Below are 22,154 nucleotides of genomic sequence, written 5' to 3'. Positions count from 1 at the left end.
CTAATTCTCTAATAAATGAGATGCAAAATCTCTCATAGCTTCTGCTACTAGTTTTCTTATCTCTTCTTCTGATACTCCCTTTTCTTCTTCTACTTTTCCTGAGTTTTTCTCCATAACTATAGAAACACCATCAAATAGATTTGTCATTCTACCTAAGAAAAGACTTCCTTTACCAACTATCATAGCTCTATTTATTTTACCAGACAATATGTCTTCTCTTCCAAATCCTACATATGGAACTCCTGAAGGTATATGTCCTTGAGTTGGTGCCCATCCTTCCATACCATGTTTTTCAATAAAGGAATTTAATTCTGATTTTTCAATATCATTTCTCTTAACGCCCAATGCAGCAATCATCTTGTAGTTTGCTTTTGGCACATCTCCTGCTCCAGCTGGTTTTGTTATATCTGGATTTTGCATTTCTACTGAATATTTATCTATATCTGTGATTTTTAGATTGCCTTTATCAAGAGGTGCAGTAACAAGAGAAGTTATAACTGCTTGTGGAGATGAACCTGTTCCTACAGTATGTCTACCAACTAAATCTGTTCTTAGAACTGGATTTATACCATCATTTTCACCTATTAATAGTGCAAATCCTCCAAGTACATCTTCCAATATTGGCAAACCCTTCTTAACATGGTCTTTACCATTCATTCCAAGTTTAGCAGTAGCGCCTCCACCAACAACTACTACATTTTTATATACACCTGCTTGAACAAGAGCAGCTGCTTCTATAACTGAGTGAGTAGGTCCTGCACAGAAACCTCTTGTATCTGAACCTGTTGCATTTACGAACCCAGCCATTTCAGCAATTGATTTTGCAAAGTTTCCTCCACCTCTTTGGTTCATATCACCACATGCTTCTTCTGAACACTCAATTACATATTCAACATCTTCTGGATTTATATTGTTTTTCTCTACTAAATTTAGTGCAGCCAATGTTCCTGAAGCTTTTACTGCTAAATTTTCAAATATAACATGAGCACTAAGATTTGTATCTACATCATGAGCTCTTTTTACGCAACCTACAACTTCTCCATTGTTGTATAGTGGTTCAGCTCCTTGATCCTTTATAAGTTTTTCAATTTCTTCGATTTCTTCTCCTTCTTTGATTCTTGAAATCAAGTCTTTACTTATAAAATGATGATCTTCTAATTTTTTTGTTACTTCTACAGAGAATTCCTTACTTAACTTAACCAAATCAAAAGTATCCACTATTTTCATAAGACCAATAAATTCATCTTGTGGCATTATTTCTCCGAATTTTCCAACCTTACTTGCACCTTCAGCTTTCTTGTCAACCCAAGGTTGTTCATATTTCCCTAATTCTTCTGGAGTCATGTTTCCAATATAAACTTGATTAGGTAAATATTCTACTACTTCGTCAAAACTTCTTAAATGATTTGGCAATTCCTTTAAATAATCTGAATCTGGATTTATAATTCTTTCAGTTGTTTGAGTAGTTCCATTGTGTAGTACCATATCTGGTGTATGTACTAATATATATCCAGCACCTTTTACTACAGCATAAGTCATAATATTCCACCTCCGATAATATAATTAAATATGGTTTTATTACTCATAGATGAGTAGTATAAATACTACTCATCTATGAAATATTCTCTAATTAAATTTTTATTACTCAAAAATTGTTTGTTCTTCTACTTCAGTTGCTAAGGCTTTTAATGCCTTTTCTACTAATTGTCTTCTTAATGCTTTTTCCTCTTCAGGATCAAGCTTTGGATTTCCCAATGGGTGAGGAATTGCAATAGTAGGTACAATTCTGTTAGCTCCTACAGTCATAGAAATAGGAGTTACAGTACACATGTGTACTACAGGAATTCCTGCCCTTTCAATTTCTTTAACCATCGTTGCACCGCAACGTGTACAAGTGCCTCAGGTTGAAGTCAATATAACTGCATCTACCCCATCAGCTACCAATTCTTTTGCATATTCTGCTGCAAAAGCTTTAGCACTTGCAACAGCTGTTCCATTACCTACAGTTGTATAGAAATATCTGTGAAGACTTCCAATCTTGCCTTCCTTTTCAAGATCTCTTAGCACATCTACAGGTAATACTCTATCTGGATCTTCATTTGCATATACTGGGTCATATCCACCATGCGCTGTTTCATGAGTTTCACTAGTTAAATCATCAAACCCTTCAATATCATATTTTCCATATTTTGAAGCACTGGAAGATTCAATATGATCTGGATTTCCCTTAGGCACTATACCTCCTGAAGTAACTAGTGCAATCTTTGCTTTGCTTAAATCCTTAACTGCTGGATTTGGTTCAACTCTGTCAAAATCAGGCATTGGGAATTCTGTAACAAATTCCTCACCTTTTAATTTCTTAATCAACATTTCAACAGCTCTTTCAGAACCTCTCTTTTCAGCAAAGAAATTCTTTCTTATACCTCTTGACATATATCCTTCTTCTTCAGGTGAACCAATTTTTTCATTTTTAGCAAGTTTAAGTGCCAATGGTACCATTTTGCTAACAGCATCTCTCATACCTGCTGCACTGTTTTTAGTTGAAACAATGTATACGCTCTTCTTAAACATATCAGCACCAGGGTTTTCTTCATACATACCTGTTAGTACTGGTATGCCAAGTTCTCTTTGTACAGCATCAGCTATAGTTCCACAAGCAACACCATATCTACCTGCATTAAATGCTGGTCCAGCAATGAATAAATCTGGATTGTACTTTTTAACCATTTCAATTATTTCTTTTTTAGCTTCTTCTAAATTTTCATTGAAATAGCTATCACCACATATTATTGTTGCTACTATTTCTGCTTCACCTTTAAATCCTGCATTTAGTGCCATACCTGGCCCTACAACGCCTTCTCTTACTTCTGGTTTATAATCAGCTTTTTCTTCTCCACCTATTCCAGCGAAGAACTGATTTATATAATGAACAACTCTTATTTTTTCCATCGTCTTCCCCCCTCTCTCGTATTTCGACGGGTATACTTATTAATCTTTAAATTTACAATATTGTTCTCTTATAGATTTTACTTCATTGATTATATCATCTACGTCTAAAACCATTTCCATCATACCTATTTGTTCATCATAAACTTCTGGATCAACTGCTTCTTTAAATTCTGGTTCTACAGCATGATATACTCTAAGTCCTAACTGGACTCCTGCTAATGGACCTGCAAAAGTTGGGTCTCCTGCTGTTACAGTTTCAGCTGCTAATCCTGCAGCTTCTCCTTCAGCAGCACCTATTAATACTACTATATTTTCTGCACCGTATTTTTCAGTTAATTCTTTAACCCTCTTTTGATTTTCTAAGTCCATAGCACCTGCTGCAGTTCAGACAAAACATTCAGTTGATGAAAAAACAACTTCAGCAGATGTACTCTTTAGACATTCTTCCATAGCTGGACCTGGAATACCATCTCTGTCACCAATGATAATAACTTTTTTATCATCAAATACTGACATTTCAACACTCTCCTTTCACTATGTTTTTTCTATATTTAGAATCCTCTTGCTGTCAATTTATTGAATCCAAGTTCATTTGTTGCTCCTGTTATAGCTTGCAATTCTACAACTATAGATCCATCTTCCTTCAAACTACCATCAAATCCACCTGCAATTGTGTCAACATATTTTATGTGACCAATTATTTTATCCATAGGTGGCAATGTTATAACTTCATTTGCATTTCCACCTGTAACTACTGCATTTGCTAATTTGTCAGCATCTGCAAGAGATTGGCTGGCTCCATCTCTACCAGCATATTCGTCAGTAATAATAACTGTTTTTATTCCTTTTTGTTCAATCTTCTTACAGTTCATGATAAGGTCAGTATCAGGATTTCCAAATCCTTCTTGTGAAACAACTACACCATCTAATCCTAAAAATTCAGCTAGTTTAGCGGTCCAGTTAGATGACCTTTCCTTGTCTGCAAGATAAACATTTTCATTTGTAATTATCACACCAACAAAGTTTAACTCTTTTCCATGTTTTTTATACAAATCTTGAACTACTGGATTGTTTAGATGATGATAAGTTGTGTTTTTATCACATGCTGAAACACAGTTTCCACTAACTATAGCACCATCCATAATTTCAGTTGGATAAAGAATAGTTGGTACAATTTGTTTAGCATCTACACCATATACATAAGTGTCATGCAACAATCCTTGACTTTGAAGCATTTGAACATAAGCAACCTTTGGCAAGTCGCTATACTTATTTACACCTTCAAGTATTGGCAATGTTTCAAAAGTATCAACTTCATCAGGTTTAATTTCTTTTGCCAACTTACCTAAATGAGCAGCTACCTTAAATCCAGCCATTCTTAAAGCTTTTTCATGCTCATGTTGCTTCAATCCTTCCTTAGGTTCACAAACTAAAACTACATTGTTCAATTTGGAAAATGGTGTGTATTCTGCTCCTGGTCCTGTCATATCTATGATTCCCTCTTGGAAACCAACAATCCTACCTGTTGTAACTACTGCACAACCTTTTAGTACATTAGTTTTCCCTGAACCAACAATATCTACCTTGGAAATCATTCCAGGGAATATTCCTCCTGGTCCCTCCACTTTAACTCTTGGTTCAATGACATCTTTTACAGGAGTAATTCTAACACTTTCGCCTGGTCTAGCTAATTCAATATCAACACTTTCAAAGTGTTCATCTTCTTTGATTAAATTAATCAATTCTTCCTTGTTTACATACAATGTTCCATTTTCTACTTTGCTTTCACTGCCAAATTGAACGTCTTTAATAAATACATAACCTAATTCTAGACGCATATAGTCACCTCCCCTTAATTTGAAAAATATTTATTTCAATTTCAGGCTATAGCCTGAAATTAAAAGCTAAATATACTTTTTGATCATTTCTTCTACGCCTTCAACTGTAGCGTCTTCTTTTACTCTTTCATCTATTTTTTCGCCATCTTTGTATATAGCTATAACTGGTAATCCCATTACCTTTTGTGATATAGCAAGTCTTCTAGCTTTCATTGTGTTTAGTGAACAAAACTTAATTTTATCTCCATATACTTCTTCAAAACCATGAATATGTGGCATTAAAGCCTTACATGGTTCACAACCATCACTCCAAAAATCTACCAATACATATCCTTCAGCTTTTAAAACTTCCTCTTCAAAATTCTCTTTAGTCAGTTCTAACATTAGAATCCCTCCTATAAAATTTTTTAAACATCAAAAACTTCATTTATATATTTTTCTGCTTGAGTAGCAGCAATAGCTCCATCTGCAGTAGCTGTAACTACTTGTCTTAAGGATTTAACCCTACAATCACCTGCTGCAAATACACCAGGTACATTTGTCTTCATGTCTTGATCTGTAGGTATATATCCTTTTTCCATATTAACCTTACCTTCAAAGATTTTAGTTTCTGGTATCAATCCAATAAATACAAATACACCAAAAGTACCATCTTCTTCATCAGCTACAATTTCTCTTTCTTCTCCTGTAACAGTATCTTTTACAGTCATTGATTCTAAAATACCATCACCTTTTAACTCTGTAACTACTGTATTCCACATGAAATCAAGTTTTTCATTTTTAAATGCTTTTTCTTGAATAGATTTAGCTGCTCTTAATTCATCTCTTCTATGAATTATAGTTACTTTTCTAGCAAATTTAGTTAAGTACATAGCTTCTTCTACAGCAGCATCTCCTCCACCAACAACATACACTTCTAAATCTGTAAAGAATGCTCCATCACATGTAGCACAATATGAAACTCCCTTACCAGTCAATTCTTTTTCGCCTGGACAACCTATTGGTCTTGGCTTTGCTCCAGTAGCCAATATAACAGCTTTTGCCTTGTATTCGTTTTTCTTACCTTTAAGTACTTTAATCTTTTCATCCAATTCCATATCAACAATTGTATCAAGAATTCTTTCTGCTCCAAATTCATCTGCTTGTTCAACCATTCTAGCTATTAAAGATGGTCCACTAGCATTTTCAATTGAACCTGGATAATTTGCTACCTCTTCTGTAACTACTATTTGGCCACCAGCTTTTTCTTTCTCTATTATTAGAGTTTTAAGCTTTGCTCTTGCTGCATATAGCCCTGCTGCAAGTCCTGCAGGACCAGCTCCTATTATGACAACATCATAAATGTCTGACATCTCCAACTCCTCCTCTAAATAAAGTTAATTTATTTTGCAGTTTGGTATTAAATTTACCAAAAATATTCATTCTTATACTATAAAATCTTATTTATTGCCGGTTCTATTATTGACAAATCTACAACTTGAAAATCCTCCAATATTTTATCTTCCCAATTATATACAGATATATCATTTAAAAATTTTTTTGTAGTCAATATACTATTTTCAATAATTAAAAGGGAATCTGAATCTAAACCACTACCTTCTGAAATAATAACTGTCTTATATGGAGTTTCATTTGGCTTTACGCTGCTGGACAAGGGATGAGTTAACAATTTGTATCCTAAATGAACTTTATCTCTCACTTTCATTAGCAATTCTAAGTATCCTATATCATAATACTCTAAAGGAACTTTATCTTGATACTTTGCTTTTACCAATGGATTATTTGTAACCACAATATTTTTACCCATATATATTCTCCTTAAAACTTGATAAAAAAACAGAATAGAAAGACATCCCCGTGCCCATCTACTCTGTTTCATAACCTGAGAGTTTCTCCTTGATATAAGGATTGCTCCTTCGGTGCTTACGCTTCCCAGAGAACTGTCCAAACACGGTCCCTTTGCCTGAGAGCTTCGTAATAGAATGGCAAATCCCATACTTACTCCTTCGGCGCCAAAAAATTTGGTCTCTCCCGCATTTTTCATCCAGTTTATGCATATTTATTTAAATAAATATTTTCTCTCGTTTTCACAACTATTATAATATATAAAATTATTAATTACAACTATAAAATTTATAAATAGACAAATTTCTAACATTCTTTTTTTATAACCCATAGGAAAATCTTGATTTTCCTCAATTTATGCCCAATACATATTGTGCTATATTGGATGAATGGTCAGAAACTCTTTCTAAATTGCTTATTATATCTAGAAAAACTACCCCTGAACTAGGTTGACATAATTGATTGTTCAATCTTTCAATATGATTTGCTCTGTATTTCTTCTCTAAATAGTCCACTTCCTCTTCAAGTTTAAGTACATCTTCAGCTTTATCTATATCAGAAGTTTTAAAAGCTTCAATTGCCTCTATATATACTTTTTCTGCTTTATCAAACATTATCTTTAATTCTTCAATAGCTTCATCACTAAACAATATTTTATTATCAATCCTATATTGAGCTAATTCGGCTAAGTTGTCTGCATGATCTCCAACCCTTTCAATATCATTTATGGCATTTAACAATATATTGACTGTAGCATGTTGCTCGTCTGTCAACGGAGCTTTGGAAAGTTCCACTATATACTCTGTTATATCTGTTTCAAGTCTATTGATGACTTTTTCCTGCTCAAATACTTCATTGGTCAATTTTTCGTCTTTTTCCATAAAAGCTCTCTCAGAAGTTTTCAAATTTTCTTCAACTATTCTAGCCATTCTATAAATTTCTTTTGAAGCTTGACCTACTGCAATAGAAGGTGTTTCAATAATACGTGAATCTAAAAATTTAAGTCCAACTGTTTCTTCTTCAGCATCCCCTGGAACTATTTTTTTAGCAATTTTGACTAAAAGATTTGCAAATGGAAATTGAATGATTACATTTATGACATTGAACAATGTATGAGCATTGGCAATCTGTCTTTGTACATTGTCAGGATTTAATGCTACAACAAATTTTTGAACTGGAATCCTCAATATAGTCATAAAAATAATTGTTCCTATAAGATTAAATAAAAAGTGTATAATGGCAGCTCTTTTAGCAGTTTTATTTGTTCCTATACTCGACAGCAATGCCGTAGTTGTAGTTCCTATGTTGTCTCCAAATAGTATTGGAAATGCAATATTTATGCTTACTAAACCCTGTTTTGCAAGAGCTTGTAAAAGTCCAATAGAAGCACTACTGCTTTGAACTATTGTAGTAAGTCCAAGCCCTACAAGTACCCCTAGAAATGGATCATTTAAACTTGTCATAACATTCACAAAAGAAGGATTTTCAGCCAATGGAGCTAAGCTACCACTCATCATATCCATGCCTATGAATAAAATACCAAATCCTATAAGTATCTCTGCTAAATCTTTCATTCTTTTTTTAGATGTAAATATCCAAATTGCGACTCCTATCGCTACAGCTAGTGGAGCCATATCAGTAAGATTAAAAGCTATAAGCTGAGCTGTAATAGTGGTTCCAATATTTGCTCCCATTATAACTCCAACAGCTTGTTCTAAAGTCATAAGTCCTGAATTTACAAAACCAATGACCATTACAGTAGTAGCGCTACTACTTTGAATAATCATAGTGACCAATGCACCTACCAGCACTCCCATAAGCCGGTTATTTGTTAGAACTTCAATCAGCTTTTTTAGTCTTTCTCCAGCAGCTTTTTGAAGCCCAATTCCCATAAGATTCATACCATATAAAAAAAGTCCTAAACCACCTAAAACTCCAAAAGCTATTGCCATATACTAATCCCCCTAACTCATTTGTTTAAATATACTTAAATAAACTTTATTTAAAAGTTTATTCTAGCCCAGGAAAATCAATTTGTCTTAAAGCTTCATAGAGGACTATGTTTACAGAATTGGAAAGATTTAACGATCTTGGAATACCCTTTTTCATTGGAATCCTAATAGTTCTATCCCAATTTTTTTCAAGTAAATCCATAGGAAGTCCCTTAGTTTCTTTCCCAAATACTAAAAAACAACCATCAAAATACTCCATATCAGTATATCTTTGCTTTCCTTTAGTTGTAGAATAAAAAAACTTCTCTCGACTATTTGCGTCAAGCAATTCTTTGAAACTGTCATAATAGTGTATTTCAACTAAATCCCAATAGTCAAGTCCTGCCCTTTTTAAATGTTTATCATCTACAGAAAATCCCAAAGGTCTTACCAAGTGAAGGACTGTTTCAGTAAGAGCACAAGTTCTTGCAATATTACCTGTATTTTGTGGTATTTCAGGTTCTACTAAAACGATATTTAATGCCATACTACATTATCCCCTCTTTCCTAATTTCTCAAACATCTAAAAAAATTATACCATAATCTTATCTATTTATCTTTTTTTAAGATAAATTTTTCAATAATTTTCCCGACTCCACTTTCATCATTTGTATCAGCAATATAATCAGCAGCATCTTTAGCTACGCCTTCTCCATTTGCCATTGCTATTCCAAGTCCTGCAACTTTTAACATAGGTATATCATTTTCATTATCTCCAATAGCAATTACTTCATCCATACTTATATTTAACATATCACAAAGCTTATTTAGAGCCTTTCCTTTAGAAACACCTTCGTTCATAACTTCTACATTACTCCACCATGAACTTGCCACTTCTATTCCTTTAATTGTTGATATTTTTTCCCTAAATCTTTTCAGTTTTTCTCTATTTTCATCTACAAATACTATTTTATATACCTTCCTATTTTCATCTTTAATTGTATCTAATGGATTTTTTACTATTCTAATATCTATTCTATCCATTTCATCTCTTTCTTTGTTCCAATTCATATAATTCATTATGGTATCATTTAGCTCTCTTGCATAAAAAGTACTATCATCATAGAAATGATAATACATATTTTCCTCTTCTGCAATCTCTACTATTTTTTTAAAGGATTCAATCGAAATTGGCTCTTCATAAATTATTTTTGATTTATCTTGTTCTGCTATATATGCTCCATTGCAAGCAATTATAGGGGTATCAAGTTTTAAAGTCTTTGCATAATAAAGAGCAGATGTAAATATTCTACCTGTGCAAAGAATTACCTTAACTCCTGCTTCTAAAGCTTCTAAAATAGCTTTTTTATTCCTATCTGTTATTTTGTTTTGACTATTTAGCAATGTCCCATCCATATCTGTGGCAATTAATTTATAACTCATATTTCTACCTCCATTTCTATAAATCACATAAAGTATACCATAAAAATATCCGAAATATAATACAAAAAAGGCTTATGTTAAGCCTTTTTAATTATTTCATCTATAGAATTTATTATTAACAATCCTTTTCCCTTCATTTCATTCAACAATTTTTCTGCCTCTCCATCTGTATAGTCAAATTTATTATCTTTAGAATAATTATCTAAAAAATAAACTGTTTTCCCCATATTAAGTGCTAAAGATGCTGCCTCTAAATTCTTCATATTACCTCTTCCATAGGGAGTACTACCTAAAACTACTATATCCGCTTCCCTTATGAACTGGATATTTTTTTTAAAAGCTTCTTCACTGATATGAGAAAACGGCTTTTCCTCCACCATCTTTATAGACAATTCTTTCCCTAATTGCCAATCACTATCTCCTACATTTATTACTCCCAGAGAAAGATCATAGCCAGCTTCTTCTAATTTGCTAATTATCTCTCTACCTGTACCTCCACCTGATATGATATGAACCTTTTCTTTTTTGTCTACTTTTTTGACTATTCCATTTAAAGACAATGGAACTATATAAAGACTATTCGTATAAGGATTTTCTTCTATTATTGTATTTAATCCATAAGCCTTTTCAATATTTTCTCTAGTAACTACCTCTTTAGGACTTCCGATACTTAATATTTCACCTTTGTCTAAAAGCATGATTATGTCACTGTATCTGCAAGCTAAATTTATATCATGGATAACTAACACAATAGTTGTATTTTTCTCTTTGTTTAAATTTCTTAATATATTTAATAAATCCATCTGGTGATTTATATCTAAATGACTGGTTGGTTCATCTAAAAATATGATATCTGGTTCTTGAGCTAATGCTCTAGCTATGATGACACGTTGTCTTTCCCCTCCACTTATTTCATTTATATTTCTATCTCTTAAATGAAAAGTATTGGTGATTTTTAAAGCTTCCTTAGTTATTTCAAAGTCTTCATCTGTTTCTTTGTCAAATCTACCTAAATAAGGAAATCTACCCATAAGTACTACATCAAACACTGAAAAATCATAGGATATAAAAGTGTCCTGAGGAACGAGGGCAATCTTTTTTGCCAATTCTTTAGATTTATATTGGGAAATATTCTTGCCATGGATTTCTATTTCCCCACTATTGGGCTTTTCTAAATTGCATATATTTTTAAGTAATGTGGATTTTCCAGAACCGTTGGGCCCAATGATACTCATAAATTGTCCTTCTTCTAATGAGAAAGAAATATCTTTAAGTACCAAATCATCTTTATATCCAAATTTTAGTGATTGGACTTTTATTGCTTTAACCATAGTTTCACTCCTAAATTTAAATTCCTTTCTTTTTCTTTCTCAATAAATATATAAAAAATGGTCCTCCAAACATAGCAGTTATAATTCCTACAGGAATTTCAACAGGAGAAATAATAGTTCGAGCTATAGTATCTGCAAATATCATAAATATTCCTCCTACTAGAGCAGCAGATGGAAGCAATATTCTATGATCTGGCCCAACTAAAAGCCTTACAATATGAGGTATTATAAGACCAACAAAGCCTATTATACCACTTACAGATACCACCATAGCTGTCATAAAAGATGACAGTATCAATATATATATTTTTATTTTTTCAACTTCTACCCCTAAGCTTTTAGCAGATTCTTCACCAGTTAAAATAATATTTAAATCTCTTGAGAAAAAATTTAAAATCATGATAGATAATATAGTTGGGAAAGCTATTCTGATGAGAGGTTCCCATCCTTTTCCTGATAAACTCCCCAAAGTCCAAAATATAATCTTTTCCATATCTTTTGAATATATAACCATCAGAAAAGACATTATTGCAGTTAAAAATTGACCAATGGCAACTCCTGAAAGCAACAGATTTGTCACTGGCACTTTATTTTTAACTCTAGAAATAAAATATACAGAAAACACAGTTATGAGAGAACCTATAAATGCAAAAAATGATATAGGAGATATTGCAAATATTGTCTTTCTCAGGCCTAAAATTATAGCAAGAGAAGCCCCTAAGGCTGCCCCTGATGAGATTCCCATAACATAAGGATCAGCCATAGGGTTTTTAAACATTCCTTGAAAAGCAACTCCTGCACTTGATAGACTGGCTCCAACTAAAACCCCTAATAAAACTCTAGGCAATCTTATTTTTAAAATAATAGTCTTGTGAGAATCTGGTATACCATCAATATTTATTTTCTCACCAATAAGGGGGAGCTTAGAACCAATTATTTTAAAAGTATCTGAAATTTTTATATTTGCCGTACCAATAGTAGAAAAAAGTACTACAGAAAATATCAAAGCAAGTACCAAAAATACAACAATAGTAGCATATTTATTTTTAGACCTTTTTAAGCTCATAAAAATCCCTACTTTTTTTATTTAAATACATCTGGATGAATAGATTTTGCAACCAATTCCAATGCATCTATTATTCTTGGTCCAGGTCTTGAAACTATATTTGGATCCAATAAATACACTCTATCATTTTTGACAGCATTTATATTTTCAAATCCTGGTCTTTCTTTTATTGATTCAACAGTTTTTTCTTCGCTATCTTTAGCTCCTAAATAAACATCAGGATTTCTTTCTATTAATTGTTCTATATCAAACTGTGGATATTCACCTTCTGCATCACCTGCTATGTTTTCTCCTCCAGCTAAAGTCATAAGTTCATCCATGAAAGAACCAGGGCCTGCTGCCATCAATGGATCATCCCATATTTCATAAAAAACCTTAACTTTTTCTTTATCTTTTACTTTATTTACAATTTCATCTCTTTTTGCTTTCATATCATTTACAACTTTTGTAGCCTCATCTTGAGTATTAGTCATTTTACCAATACTCTCAATCAAGTTTATGACTTCATCAATAGAATCTGGTTCATAGCATAAAAGAGCAATTCCTGCATCTCTTATTTTTGCATTTACTTCTTCATCTCCAGGACCAAATTGAAATACAATATCAGGATTTAATTCAATTATTCTTTCAATATTTACTCCAGTAAAACTTCCAACCTTTTCTTTTGATTTAGCTTCTTCTGGATAATCGCAGTATTCAGTTACACCTACAACTTTATCTCCTAATCCAAGACTAAAAAGTATTTCTGTATGACTTGGAGCCAACGAAACTATTGTTTTAGGTTCATTTTCTATTGTCACTTTGTTTCCAAACTGATCTTCCACTTCCATAGGATATTGAACTTCATTTCCCTTTTCCGTTACCACTTCTTCATTTTGTTTTGAATTTTCATTTGAATTTGTTTTGCCACAAGCTGTAAAAGTAGTTAACGCCATTGCCAAAACTAAAAATAGTATTAACAATTTCTTAGAGTTAATTTTCTTCATAAGTTTCCCCTCCATTTTGTGATTTTTTCTAATCAAAAATAAAACCCTAGTCCTCAGTAACTAAAGAATAGGGTAAAAAGTATACAATACTATACATCCCTCCCTCCGAGGCTCTAAATTTGGGTAGGTCTCCTGGCTTGTGAATCTTCCTACTATCAACGCCTTCCCAGAAAATCCAGTGGCTTCTGTTGATTCGTCCTCACACACAGTAGCGGGGGCTGCAGTGGATTTTCACCACTTTCCCTTTTAAGTTTCATTAGAAACACCCAATTTAATATTTAATTTAACTCCCAAAAAATAATATCAAATATCTTTTAAACATTCAAGACCATTTATTCTTCCTTAACTATTTGCCATTGCTCTCTAACCATTTTTTCCAATGCAATATTGTTCTTAATTTCAGGATCCTTGAGTACTGTATTGAACCACTTTATTGCTTCATCTTTGTCCCCAATTCTTCTAGAAATTTCTCCAATCAAATAAGCTACAGTTAAGTAATTCATAGATTCATTGTTTAAAGGTTCATTGTAATAAGCATTACTAAAAAGTTCTCTAGCTAAACTTAAAAATCTCTCCTCTTCATCCTTATCTTCTTTTAATCTATTAAGCCATCCCAATCTAATACATATATTCCCAAGTTCAGAATTTTTATTCTCCAAGAGTTCTCCACAAAATAGTGCCAGTTTATACGCAGCAATACTATCTTCAATAGTTCTCTTTCCCGAAAAGCTTCTTTCCTTCCATTTAGATGAAACCTCTTTTTTAATTGTCTCTCTTCCTTGAAAATTTATTTTATTAAAATTTTCTTCCAATGCAGCATACCCACAATGTGGACACACAAAAACACCATAAAGTACAGGATTTTCCCCTTCATAATAGGGCAAAAAATCTGAATCTCTTTTAACTAATCTAAGTTTAGAAAGCCTTACTTTACTAGTCTTAAACTCTTCACCACAGACTGGACATTTCACTTTTTTCTCATATAGTTCTCCTACTTCTGTCAACTTTCTTCCCTCTTTCTTTTCTAATGTACTAAAATCTATTCTCCAACCTCTTCTGTAGATGTCTCAACTTGTTCTTCTACTTTTGGTCCAATTTTATAAATATATTTTCTTGGTTTGTAATAGTCAGAATGTAGTAATTCCTTTTTAACTACCTTGCCATTTTTTATTATTGATTTATAAGTTTTGGTCTTGTATCCAATTCTACCAGCTTGATGAAGAACTTTTTCTCCTGGTTTCAAACTGTTATCTAAAACTGTTTCAACCACAGGTTCTACTTTTTCTATAAGTTCAGAATCTATTTTTACATTGTAGTTCTTAGTATTTACATCACCATATATATAAATATAAATATTGTCACTAGATACTTGTGTATGAATGTAAATAGGAAAATCAAAATCATTTCTAAACTTCAAATCAAGACTACCAAAAGAAACCGCTGCATCTTGACCATAATTTACATACTTTGCAGGTATTGAGTGAGGATGTCTTTCAACAACCTTTACATCTGCATTTAAAAGAGCATTATATAATGTGGTAGATACCTGACATACACCTCCGCCAAACCCTGGAGTGAATTCTCCTTCTAAAATGACATTTGCTTCCCTATAGCCATTTTGCTTACTTCTTGGCCCTGTCATTTCATTAAATGAAACAGTATCTCCTGGCATTAAAAGTTTCCCATCTATAGCTTTCGCAGCAACTCTTATATTTTCTTTTCTATCACTACTACTGGTTTTAAAAGAAGTACTAAACTGCCCTATAATTCCATTTATTCTGCTCAATTGAGCTTTAGTAGCCTTGGGTTGAATTTTTTCAACAGGTATTTCAATGTCTTCCAATTTATATACATTCTCATCAATCAATTGTTTCAACAACTCTGTATCTACTTTTCTGCCAACTACTTCTTCAGTAATATTCATTTTACCTCTATTAAAATTAAATACTGCCTCTTTACTTTCAAGATTTATATCTTGAGATATTTCATCAGCTAAATTGTCTATTAATTTTTTGTCATAAGCTGTTTCTAATTCTAAAGTCCTTCCATATTTTTTGGTATCAATTATAGTCTTTAATTTATTTACAATATTGCCTTCTCGGCCTATACTATAAGCCTCATCTATTGCTTTTTCATATTTATAATGAAATCCAAGATCTGCAATTTTCACATTATAGATTTTGTCTTCATATTTTAAAATCATCTGTTTTCCAGCTAATTCTTCTTCCATTTCTCCTTTTATCTTATTCAATGCCTGTTCCTTTGTCATATTGCTTACATCAAAATTTCCTATTTTAACTCCTTCATATATTGTATCTCTATTTAACACAGATGATATACCATAACTACCAATACCTAGCAGTGATAGTACAATTACAATATATAATAAAATTATATTTCTTTTTTTATTGATTTGTTTTTCTTTACTCATACCATGCATCCACCCTTTAATTTTTATTTACTTATCAATTAAATTGTATTTTTATAATATGGAAGTTATGTAATCTATTAAAGGTGCAGATACAAATTAATTCTCCCAATAGACTTCAATCATATCTCCATCTTTTAACCTTTCCAAATACTCTGCTTCTCTTCCATTTAATTTAAGTACAAGTCTTCCTCTAGGTTTTGAAAGGTCAAAATCAATATAGTTAAATATATCGACAAAAACAAATTCTTTCTTTTTATATTGAAAAGTTCTTTCTTTTCCATTTATGCTCAAACATATTTCTTTCTGACTATTCTTTGTATCGCTTGTCCCATTTTTAGTTTTGATTTCTATTATATCTCCATTTTTTAACTTAGAATATAAATTTGATTCTTCAAAATTTTTATATACTTTTACATCATGAGTATCTATATTCATATATTTTAACAATTCATAAATAGTATTTATTTCAAAATATTCTATTCTATCTCCTTCTTTAAGAATTGTGTTTTTTTCTATTTTTACGCCGTTTATTCGCAATTCCCCAATTAAATTTACTTCTTCATTATTTAAAACTATCACTTTAGATTTAGGAATGCAATCATAAAGATATAATGTTTTTTTACTTCCTTTGGTACTATCTACCAAATCAATAAAATCTTTATTTTTTAATTCTGTATTCAAATTGGCAAGCCTACCGTTTACATATATTTCTGCAGGTTTCCCCATATCACCTTTTACTAACTTTTTCTCTCCATTTAAATAATATATGAAATCTTCTCCTCTTTGAGGAATTAAATTTCTAGGATTGTATCCAATAAGAATCAATACATCTGCTACCTTTATATTTTCTGTATTGAATACCCTTATTTCTTCACCATTTATATATATTTGAATAAAATTTTTATATTCATTATTTACCCCTTCCATGGCAATTCCAATAGGAGTAACTATATCCGGCCCTTTAAGTCCATCTTCTATGCCCTCAATATTTTCAATAAAACTAATATCTCTAATAACAACTCTTTCTTTGGGAAGCCCTAAACAGTTGGCAATATGTTCACTTAAAGTAGGAATTTGGCTGCTCCCTCCTACCAAAAACACTGCACTTGGAGATTTCCCATTGTATTCAATTATTTTTTCACTTATTTCTCTAGCCAATTTATCTATTTCATTTTCAATACTTGAAATAATCTCTTCTGTAGTCAATTTGTATTTTACTCCTACTATATCAGAAAATTCATGGATGTTTTCTTTATTTAAACTAATTTTAAGTTTTTCACTTGAATCAAAATCTAAAAGATATGCTCTTGCTAAACTTTCCGTCAATTCATCTCCTGCAGTAGCTGTCATAGCATAAGCAACTATAGTACCATCTTTGGTTATAGCAATGTCTGATGTACCAGCACCAATATCCACTAGTGCTAAATTTAGCAATCTCAAATTTTCTTTTATAGCTACATTTATAGCTGCAATAGGCTCCAATGTGATATTAGAAACTTCAAGACCAGCTCTATTGACTACTACATATAAACTATCTATAACTACTTGTGGTAAAAAAGTTGCTAAAAGATCTACTCCAATTTTTTCACCTTTATGTCCCTCTAAATTTTCAATAAAACTATCATCTAAATAGTAGTTTACTACACTGTAACCAATACAGTAGTATTTTAAATCATTTTTATTTTTTTCTTCATCTATCAATTCTTGAGATTTTTGTGCTGCTTCAAGTTCTAAAGCTTCTATCATATTGTTGTTTATCTCAACAGTTTTATCAATTTCTTTATCTATCCTAATTCTACTAGTCTTCAAAGCTCTACCTGCTGCAGCAATAGAAACTCTTTTCAAAGGCAATTTCAGTTTTCCCTCTAATTCTTCTTTTACTTCTTTAACTATTTTAGTTACCCCTTCTATATCATGAATTTGACCATCATACATATTTCGTTTGTTGTGTTCTTTTACACAACTTGCAAGAACTTTAAATTTCTCATCTTCATATATTCCAACTATGCCTATGACAGTTCTAGTGCCTATATCAAGTGAAAATATTAAATCTTCAAGATTTTTTACAGTTGTATTGAAATCCGACATCCCTAACAACCCTTTCTTTCGTTTTTCCTCTCTCTTTTATTGTACGTTTTCTTTATAATATATGCAATAACTATCTAATGGGCACTTTTCACATAAGGGCTTTCTAGCTTTGCATATACGTCTTCCATGAAAAATCAACAAATGATGAGCTTTGGACCACATATTTTTTTCAATGTTTTCCATTAAGTCTTTTTCTGTATCCAAAACATTGCTACTATTTGACAACCCTATTCTATTTGATACCCTAAATACATGGGTATCAACAGCAATAGCATCTTTAGAAAAAGCATTGCTTAAAACTACATTGGCTGTTTTTCTGCCCACTCCAGGAAGTTTCATGAGTTCCTCTCTAGTATCTGGAACCTTTCCATCATATTCTTTAACTAACATTTCACAAGTTCCCAAAATATTCTTGCTTTTGTTGTTATAGAAACCACAACTTCTAATTTTCTCTCCTAATTCTTCTTCGGTCAATTTTAAATAATCTTCAGGAGTTTTATATTCTCTAAAGAGCTTTTCTGTAACTTTGTTGACTCTCACATCAGTACATTGAGCAGAAAGAATTGTAGCTATCAAAAGTTCAAAGGGATTTGAAAAATTTAATTCAGCTTTAGCATCAGGATAAAGTTCCTCAAGCATCCTTAATACCTCTTTTACTTCTTTTTTACTTAAATTTTTTCCCACATTATCACCTACAGTATTTCAATATTATAGTCTATAATCTCCACTCTACTATCTCCATCTATAAACTTTAACACATTGTTTATTATCTGATTGGCATGAGTAGTATCATTTGTAACGCAAGCAAAACCAATGATAGAACTTTGCCAACTGTCATTTAAATCAATTTCTGCAATGGATACATTAAATCTAGATTGTATTTTCCCTATGATACTCTTTATAACATGTCTTTTATCTTTTAAAGAATTTGATTCATATATAATTAATTTTATAGTACATGCACCAATTATCATAGAAATCACCTCGTTATATTTTAAGTCTATACAATCTATTTTAGAATATGTAAAAAGGGGGTACAACCCCCTTTCCTAAATCTTATAAAATATTCATTTCCTTGCCTACCTTTTCAAAAGCAGCTACTGCTCTATCAAGTTGTTCTTTTGTATGAGCTGCTGTAACCATACATCTAACTCTTCCTGTTCCTTTTGGAACTGTTGGGAATACTATTCCTGATACAAACACACCTGCTTCAAGTAACTTCCTGCTGAATTCCATAGTCTTTGCTTCATCTCCTATAATAACTGGAGTGATAGGTGTTTCACTATGACCTGTATTGAATCCTAGTGTGCCAAGTTTTTCTTTAAAGTATTTTGCATTGTCCCAAAGTCTATCTGTATATTCAGTAGATTCCATAAGCATTGTTACAGCTTCAGTTATAGCTCCAACTGCTGCTGGAGGAAGTGAAGTACTAAATAGAACTGGTCTAGCTCTGTGATTTAACCATTCATACATAGTTTGGCTTCCTGCTACATATCCTCCTACTACTCCTATAGCCTTTGAAAGAGTACCTATTGAAAAATCTACTCTTCCATGAAGACCAAAATGATCAACAGTTCCTCTTCCGCTTTCTCCCAATACTCCTGAGCCATGAGCATCATCAACATAAGTCATAGCTTCATATTTTTCAGCTAATTCTACTATTTCAGGTAATTTTGCAATATCCCCATCCATACTGAATACACCATCAGTAATAATTAAAATATTTCTATATTTGTCTCTATTCTTTTTAAGTACATCTTCCAAGCTGTCCATATCTGAGTGATTAAATATTGCTTTATCAGCCTTGCTAAGTCTAGTTCCATCAATAATTGAAGCATGATTTAATTCATCTGAAATAATTAAATCACCTTTTTCAGTTATAGCTTGAATAGTTCCAGCATTGCAATTAAATCCTGATTGATAGATAAAAGCAGCTTCTTCACGTTTAAATTTAGCCAATAATTTCTCCAAATTTTCGTGAATATCCATATTTCCTACAATAGTTCTAACTGCACCTGCACCAACGCCATATTTTTCTACAGCTTCAATGCTGGCTTTCTTAAGTCTTGGATGATTGGCAAATCCTAAATAATTGTTTGAGGATAGGTTAATAACCTTTTTGCCATTTAGAATAACTTCTGCCTCATTTGGTCCTTCAAGTACAGGAAGTTTTCTATAAACTCCATCATCCTTTAAGCCTTGTATTTTTTCCTTCAAAAAATTTAATTCATGTACATTTCCCATGGTTTCCCCTCCTAAAATTAAATTTGAGAAAAGGTTTACAATCATCAATTTATAGTATATCACAAATATTTTCATTTTCACAAACTATAAATCATTTATTTATGAAAATAATTTAACAAATTCTAGGCCTTTATTTTCTCTATTGCCCAAGCTGCATATTGCTGAATCATTGGGCTTGGATCTTTTAATGCTTTCTCTAAAAATTCAATACTATTTACATCTTTCATATTCGCAATAGCTATAATGCAATTTCTTTTTAAGATATTCTTTCCTCTCCAACCCCCTGCCATAGAACCATACTTTTTTTTAAATTCACTATTGGACATATTGAAAATTTCTTCTATATCTATATATCCTTTTGTATTGACGGGAATAAATTCATTGTTTTTGCTCTTCAAAGCCTTTTTATTTTTAGGACAAACAATTTGACAAGTATCACATCCATAAACTTTCATTCCCATCTTTTCTCTCAATTCATAAGGAATTTCACCCTTAGTTTGAGTAAGATAAGATATACACTTCTTGGGATTAAATTTATAAGGTGCTTCTAAAGCTCCTGTAGGACAGGCTCTTAAACAAAGATCGCAATCTCCACACTTGCTAGAAATAGGATTGTCACTTTCTATATCTAAATCAGTCAAGATATATCCTATAAATATAAAAGAACCATAATCATCATTTATAATTGAGCAATTTTTCCCATACCAACCTATACCAGATTTTCTAGCCAATTCTCTATCTATCAATGGTCCTGTATCTACAAAAGATACATAATTAAATCCAATTTCTTTTTCAATCTCATCTATAAGTTTTTCTATTCTATCTTTAACTACTCTATGATAATCTTCTCCCCAAGAAGATTTTGAAATTTTCCCCTTTAATTTAAAATCTACTTTTTCATTAAAATCTACATTATAAGAAATCCCAACTACAATGATACTTTTGCAATGAGGAAATGTACTTTTCGGGTCTATTCTTTTATCTAAATCCTTTTCTTCAAACTCTGTTTCTCTATTATTTTCTCTTCTTTCATAAAGATAATCTTTCAAATCATCTAATCTGTTAGAATCTGTGAACCCTATAATATCAATTCCTACCTCTTGGGATTTTTGTATGATATATTGTTTTAAATTCATGCTAATCTTCCTTTATTTTTATTTATAATTATTATATCATTTAATAGAAAGCATATAATCTAAAATAAAACTTGGAGGTAATCTTTTGAAAAAGTGGTACAATAAACTCTTTTTAAATGATATAAGAAACGCTGTGGAAAAATATAATATGCTAGAAAATACCGATAAAATAATAGTAGGCCTTTCTGGAGGAAAGGATAGCATCTTCTTACTTTATTCTCTATTACTTTTAAGAGAAAATTCATATTTAAACTTTGATATAATAGGACTTCATATAGACATAGGTATAGGAATAGATATGTCAAATGTGGAAATATTTTGTAGAGAAAACAAAATTCCTTATATACACGAAAATATTCATATCATAGATAAAATATTTGAAGATAAAAAGAGTCCTTGCTATCTCTGCTCAAAGATGAAAAGAGGCGCTATGGCAAGAATTGCAAAAAACAACAACGTAAACAAAATAGCCCTAGGACATCACAAAACAGATGTAGCTATAACATTTCTTTTAAATCTTATCTATACAGGTAAGTTAGAAACCTTTAAACCAATTTCCTATAATGAAAAGCATGAACTACAACTAATAAGACCTCTAATTTATATAGATGAAAAAACAATAGAAAAAGTAGTAAAAGATGAACAACTACCATTAGGGAAAAATAAAATTTGTCCCCAAGACAAAATAAATAAACGAAATGAAATAAAAGTCTTACTTAAAAACATTGAAGAAAAGTACCCTGATTTCCAAAATAAAGCAATAAAAGCTATAGAAAACTTTGAACAAGGTAATTTATGGCTTTAAACTTTGCAAATAATTCTCTATTTATCAATGCAAATATGGTATAATTGTTTTGTAAAATTTA

The 22,154-nt window shown here is 31.6% G+C and carries 21 protein-coding genes and 2 riboswitches; of the genes, 1 reads left to right on the top strand and 20 read right to left on the bottom strand.

From position 1 onward, the window contains the following. From grdC to queG, 20 genes are all read right to left on the bottom strand, one after another. Positions 1 to 1,539, bottom strand: a complete 1,539-nt coding sequence (grdC, locus tag ACFWUA_RS08130) for a glycine/sarcosine/betaine reductase complex component C subunit beta (RefSeq protein ID WP_416197547.1) — start codon at positions 1,537 to 1,539, stop codon at positions 1 to 3. A gap of 102 nt (positions 1,540 to 1,641) precedes the next feature. Further along, on the bottom strand, positions 1,642 to 2,949 hold the full coding sequence (gene grdB / locus ACFWUA_RS08125) for a glycine reductase complex selenoprotein B (protein ID WP_416197546.1): 1,308 nt from the start codon (positions 2,947 to 2,949) through the stop codon (positions 1,642 to 1,644). A gap of 39 nt (positions 2,950 to 2,988) precedes the next feature. After that, positions 2,989 to 3,465 (bottom strand): glycine/sarcosine/betaine reductase complex selenoprotein A, encoded by a 477-nt coding sequence (gene grdA, locus ACFWUA_RS08120; protein WP_416197545.1) that lies wholly within the window; start codon positions 3,463 to 3,465, stop codon positions 2,989 to 2,991. A 35-nt stretch (positions 3,466 to 3,500) separates the two neighbouring features. Continuing rightward, on the bottom strand, positions 3,501 to 4,787 hold the full coding sequence (locus ACFWUA_RS08115) for a glycine/sarcosine/betaine reductase component B subunit (protein WP_416197544.1): 1,287 nt from the start codon (positions 4,785 to 4,787) through the stop codon (positions 3,501 to 3,503). Positions 4,788 to 4,853: 66 nt separating this feature from the next. Next, positions 4,854 to 5,171, bottom strand: coding sequence for a thioredoxin TrxA (gene trxA, locus ACFWUA_RS08110; protein ID WP_416197543.1), 318 nt, complete (start codon positions 5,169 to 5,171; stop codon positions 4,854 to 4,856). 23 nt (positions 5,172 to 5,194) lie between these two features. After that, positions 5,195 to 6,139, bottom strand: coding sequence for a thioredoxin-disulfide reductase (trxB, locus tag ACFWUA_RS08105; RefSeq protein ID WP_416197542.1), 945 nt, complete (start codon positions 6,137 to 6,139; stop codon positions 5,195 to 5,197). A gap of 77 nt (positions 6,140 to 6,216) precedes the next feature. Further along, positions 6,217 to 6,594, bottom strand: coding sequence for a GrdX family protein (locus tag ACFWUA_RS08100; RefSeq protein ID WP_416197541.1), 378 nt, complete (start codon positions 6,592 to 6,594; stop codon positions 6,217 to 6,219). Positions 6,595 to 6,728: 134 nt separating this feature from the next. Next, positions 6,729 to 6,831, bottom strand: a riboswitch (glycine riboswitch). A gap of 151 nt (positions 6,832 to 6,982) precedes the next feature. Then, the gene (locus tag ACFWUA_RS08095) at positions 6,983 to 8,584 is read right to left on the bottom strand and encodes a Na/Pi cotransporter family protein (protein WP_416197540.1); all 1,602 of its coding nucleotides are present in this window, start codon (positions 8,582 to 8,584) and stop codon (positions 6,983 to 6,985) included. A gap of 58 nt (positions 8,585 to 8,642) precedes the next feature. Further along, positions 8,643 to 9,110: a tRNA (uridine(34)/cytosine(34)/5-carboxymethylaminomethyluridine(34)-2'-O)-methyltransferase TrmL gene (gene trmL, locus ACFWUA_RS08090; protein ID WP_416197539.1), complete on the bottom strand. Its 468-nt coding sequence runs from the start codon at positions 9,108 to 9,110 to the stop codon at positions 8,643 to 8,645. Between the two features lie 62 nt (positions 9,111 to 9,172). Beyond that, positions 9,173 to 10,006, bottom strand: coding sequence for a Cof-type HAD-IIB family hydrolase (locus ACFWUA_RS08085; RefSeq protein WP_416197538.1), 834 nt, complete (start codon positions 10,004 to 10,006; stop codon positions 9,173 to 9,175). A 77-nt stretch (positions 10,007 to 10,083) separates the two neighbouring features. Next, a complete protein-coding gene (locus tag ACFWUA_RS08080) occupies positions 10,084 to 11,337 on the bottom strand; it encodes an ABC transporter ATP-binding protein (protein WP_416197537.1) in 1,254 nt (417 codons plus the stop codon). Between the two features lie 16 nt (positions 11,338 to 11,353). After that, the gene (locus ACFWUA_RS08075; RefSeq protein ID WP_416197536.1) at positions 11,354 to 12,403 is read right to left on the bottom strand and encodes a FecCD family ABC transporter permease; all 1,050 of its coding nucleotides are present in this window, start codon (positions 12,401 to 12,403) and stop codon (positions 11,354 to 11,356) included. 17 nt (positions 12,404 to 12,420) lie between these two features. Next, entirely contained in the window at positions 12,421 to 13,389 is a 969-nt protein-coding gene (locus tag ACFWUA_RS08070) for an ABC transporter substrate-binding protein (RefSeq protein ID WP_416197535.1), read from the bottom strand. Positions 13,390 to 13,493: 104 nt separating this feature from the next. Continuing rightward, a riboswitch (cobalamin riboswitch) is annotated at positions 13,494 to 13,674 on the bottom strand. A gap of 47 nt (positions 13,675 to 13,721) precedes the next feature. After that, a complete protein-coding gene (locus tag ACFWUA_RS08065) occupies positions 13,722 to 14,393 on the bottom strand; it encodes a DUF2225 domain-containing protein (RefSeq protein WP_416197534.1) in 672 nt (223 codons plus the stop codon). 35 nt (positions 14,394 to 14,428) lie between these two features. Continuing rightward, positions 14,429 to 15,820: a VanW family protein gene (locus ACFWUA_RS08060; RefSeq protein ID WP_416197533.1), complete on the bottom strand. Its 1,392-nt coding sequence runs from the start codon at positions 15,818 to 15,820 to the stop codon at positions 14,429 to 14,431. A gap of 96 nt (positions 15,821 to 15,916) precedes the next feature. Next, entirely contained in the window at positions 15,917 to 17,908 is a 1,992-nt protein-coding gene (locus ACFWUA_RS08055; protein ID WP_416197532.1) for a cell division protein FtsA, read from the bottom strand. A 36-nt stretch (positions 17,909 to 17,944) separates the two neighbouring features. Further along, positions 17,945 to 18,592, bottom strand: a complete 648-nt coding sequence (gene nth, locus ACFWUA_RS08050) for an endonuclease III (protein WP_416197531.1) — start codon at positions 18,590 to 18,592, stop codon at positions 17,945 to 17,947. Positions 18,593 to 18,600: 8 nt separating this feature from the next. After that, positions 18,601 to 18,882 (bottom strand): DUF503 domain-containing protein, encoded by a 282-nt coding sequence (locus ACFWUA_RS08045; RefSeq protein WP_416197530.1) that lies wholly within the window; start codon positions 18,880 to 18,882, stop codon positions 18,601 to 18,603. Between the two features lie 82 nt (positions 18,883 to 18,964). Further along, complete coding sequence (locus tag ACFWUA_RS08040) at positions 18,965 to 20,152, bottom strand: glycine C-acetyltransferase (protein ID WP_416197529.1); 1,188 nt, start codon at positions 20,150 to 20,152, stop codon at positions 18,965 to 18,967. Positions 20,153 to 20,274: 122 nt separating this feature from the next. Beyond that, positions 20,275 to 21,288: a tRNA epoxyqueuosine(34) reductase QueG gene (gene queG, locus ACFWUA_RS08035; RefSeq protein ID WP_416197528.1), complete on the bottom strand. Its 1,014-nt coding sequence runs from the start codon at positions 21,286 to 21,288 to the stop codon at positions 20,275 to 20,277. A gap of 85 nt (positions 21,289 to 21,373) precedes the next feature. On the opposite strand from queG, the gene ACFWUA_RS08030 reads away from it, so the two are divergent. After that, positions 21,374 to 22,093, top strand: a complete 720-nt coding sequence (locus ACFWUA_RS08030; RefSeq protein ID WP_416197527.1) for a tRNA lysidine(34) synthetase — start codon at positions 21,374 to 21,376, stop codon at positions 22,091 to 22,093. Positions 22,094 to 22,154: the final 61 nt, after the last annotated feature.

This window comes from Sporanaerobacter sp. (assembly GCF_047830725.1).
In the GTDB taxonomy this organism is placed as follows: Bacteria; Bacillota; Clostridia; order Tissierellales; family Sporanaerobacteraceae; genus Sporanaerobacter.
This window is presented reverse-complemented; position numbering and strand designations above follow the sequence as displayed.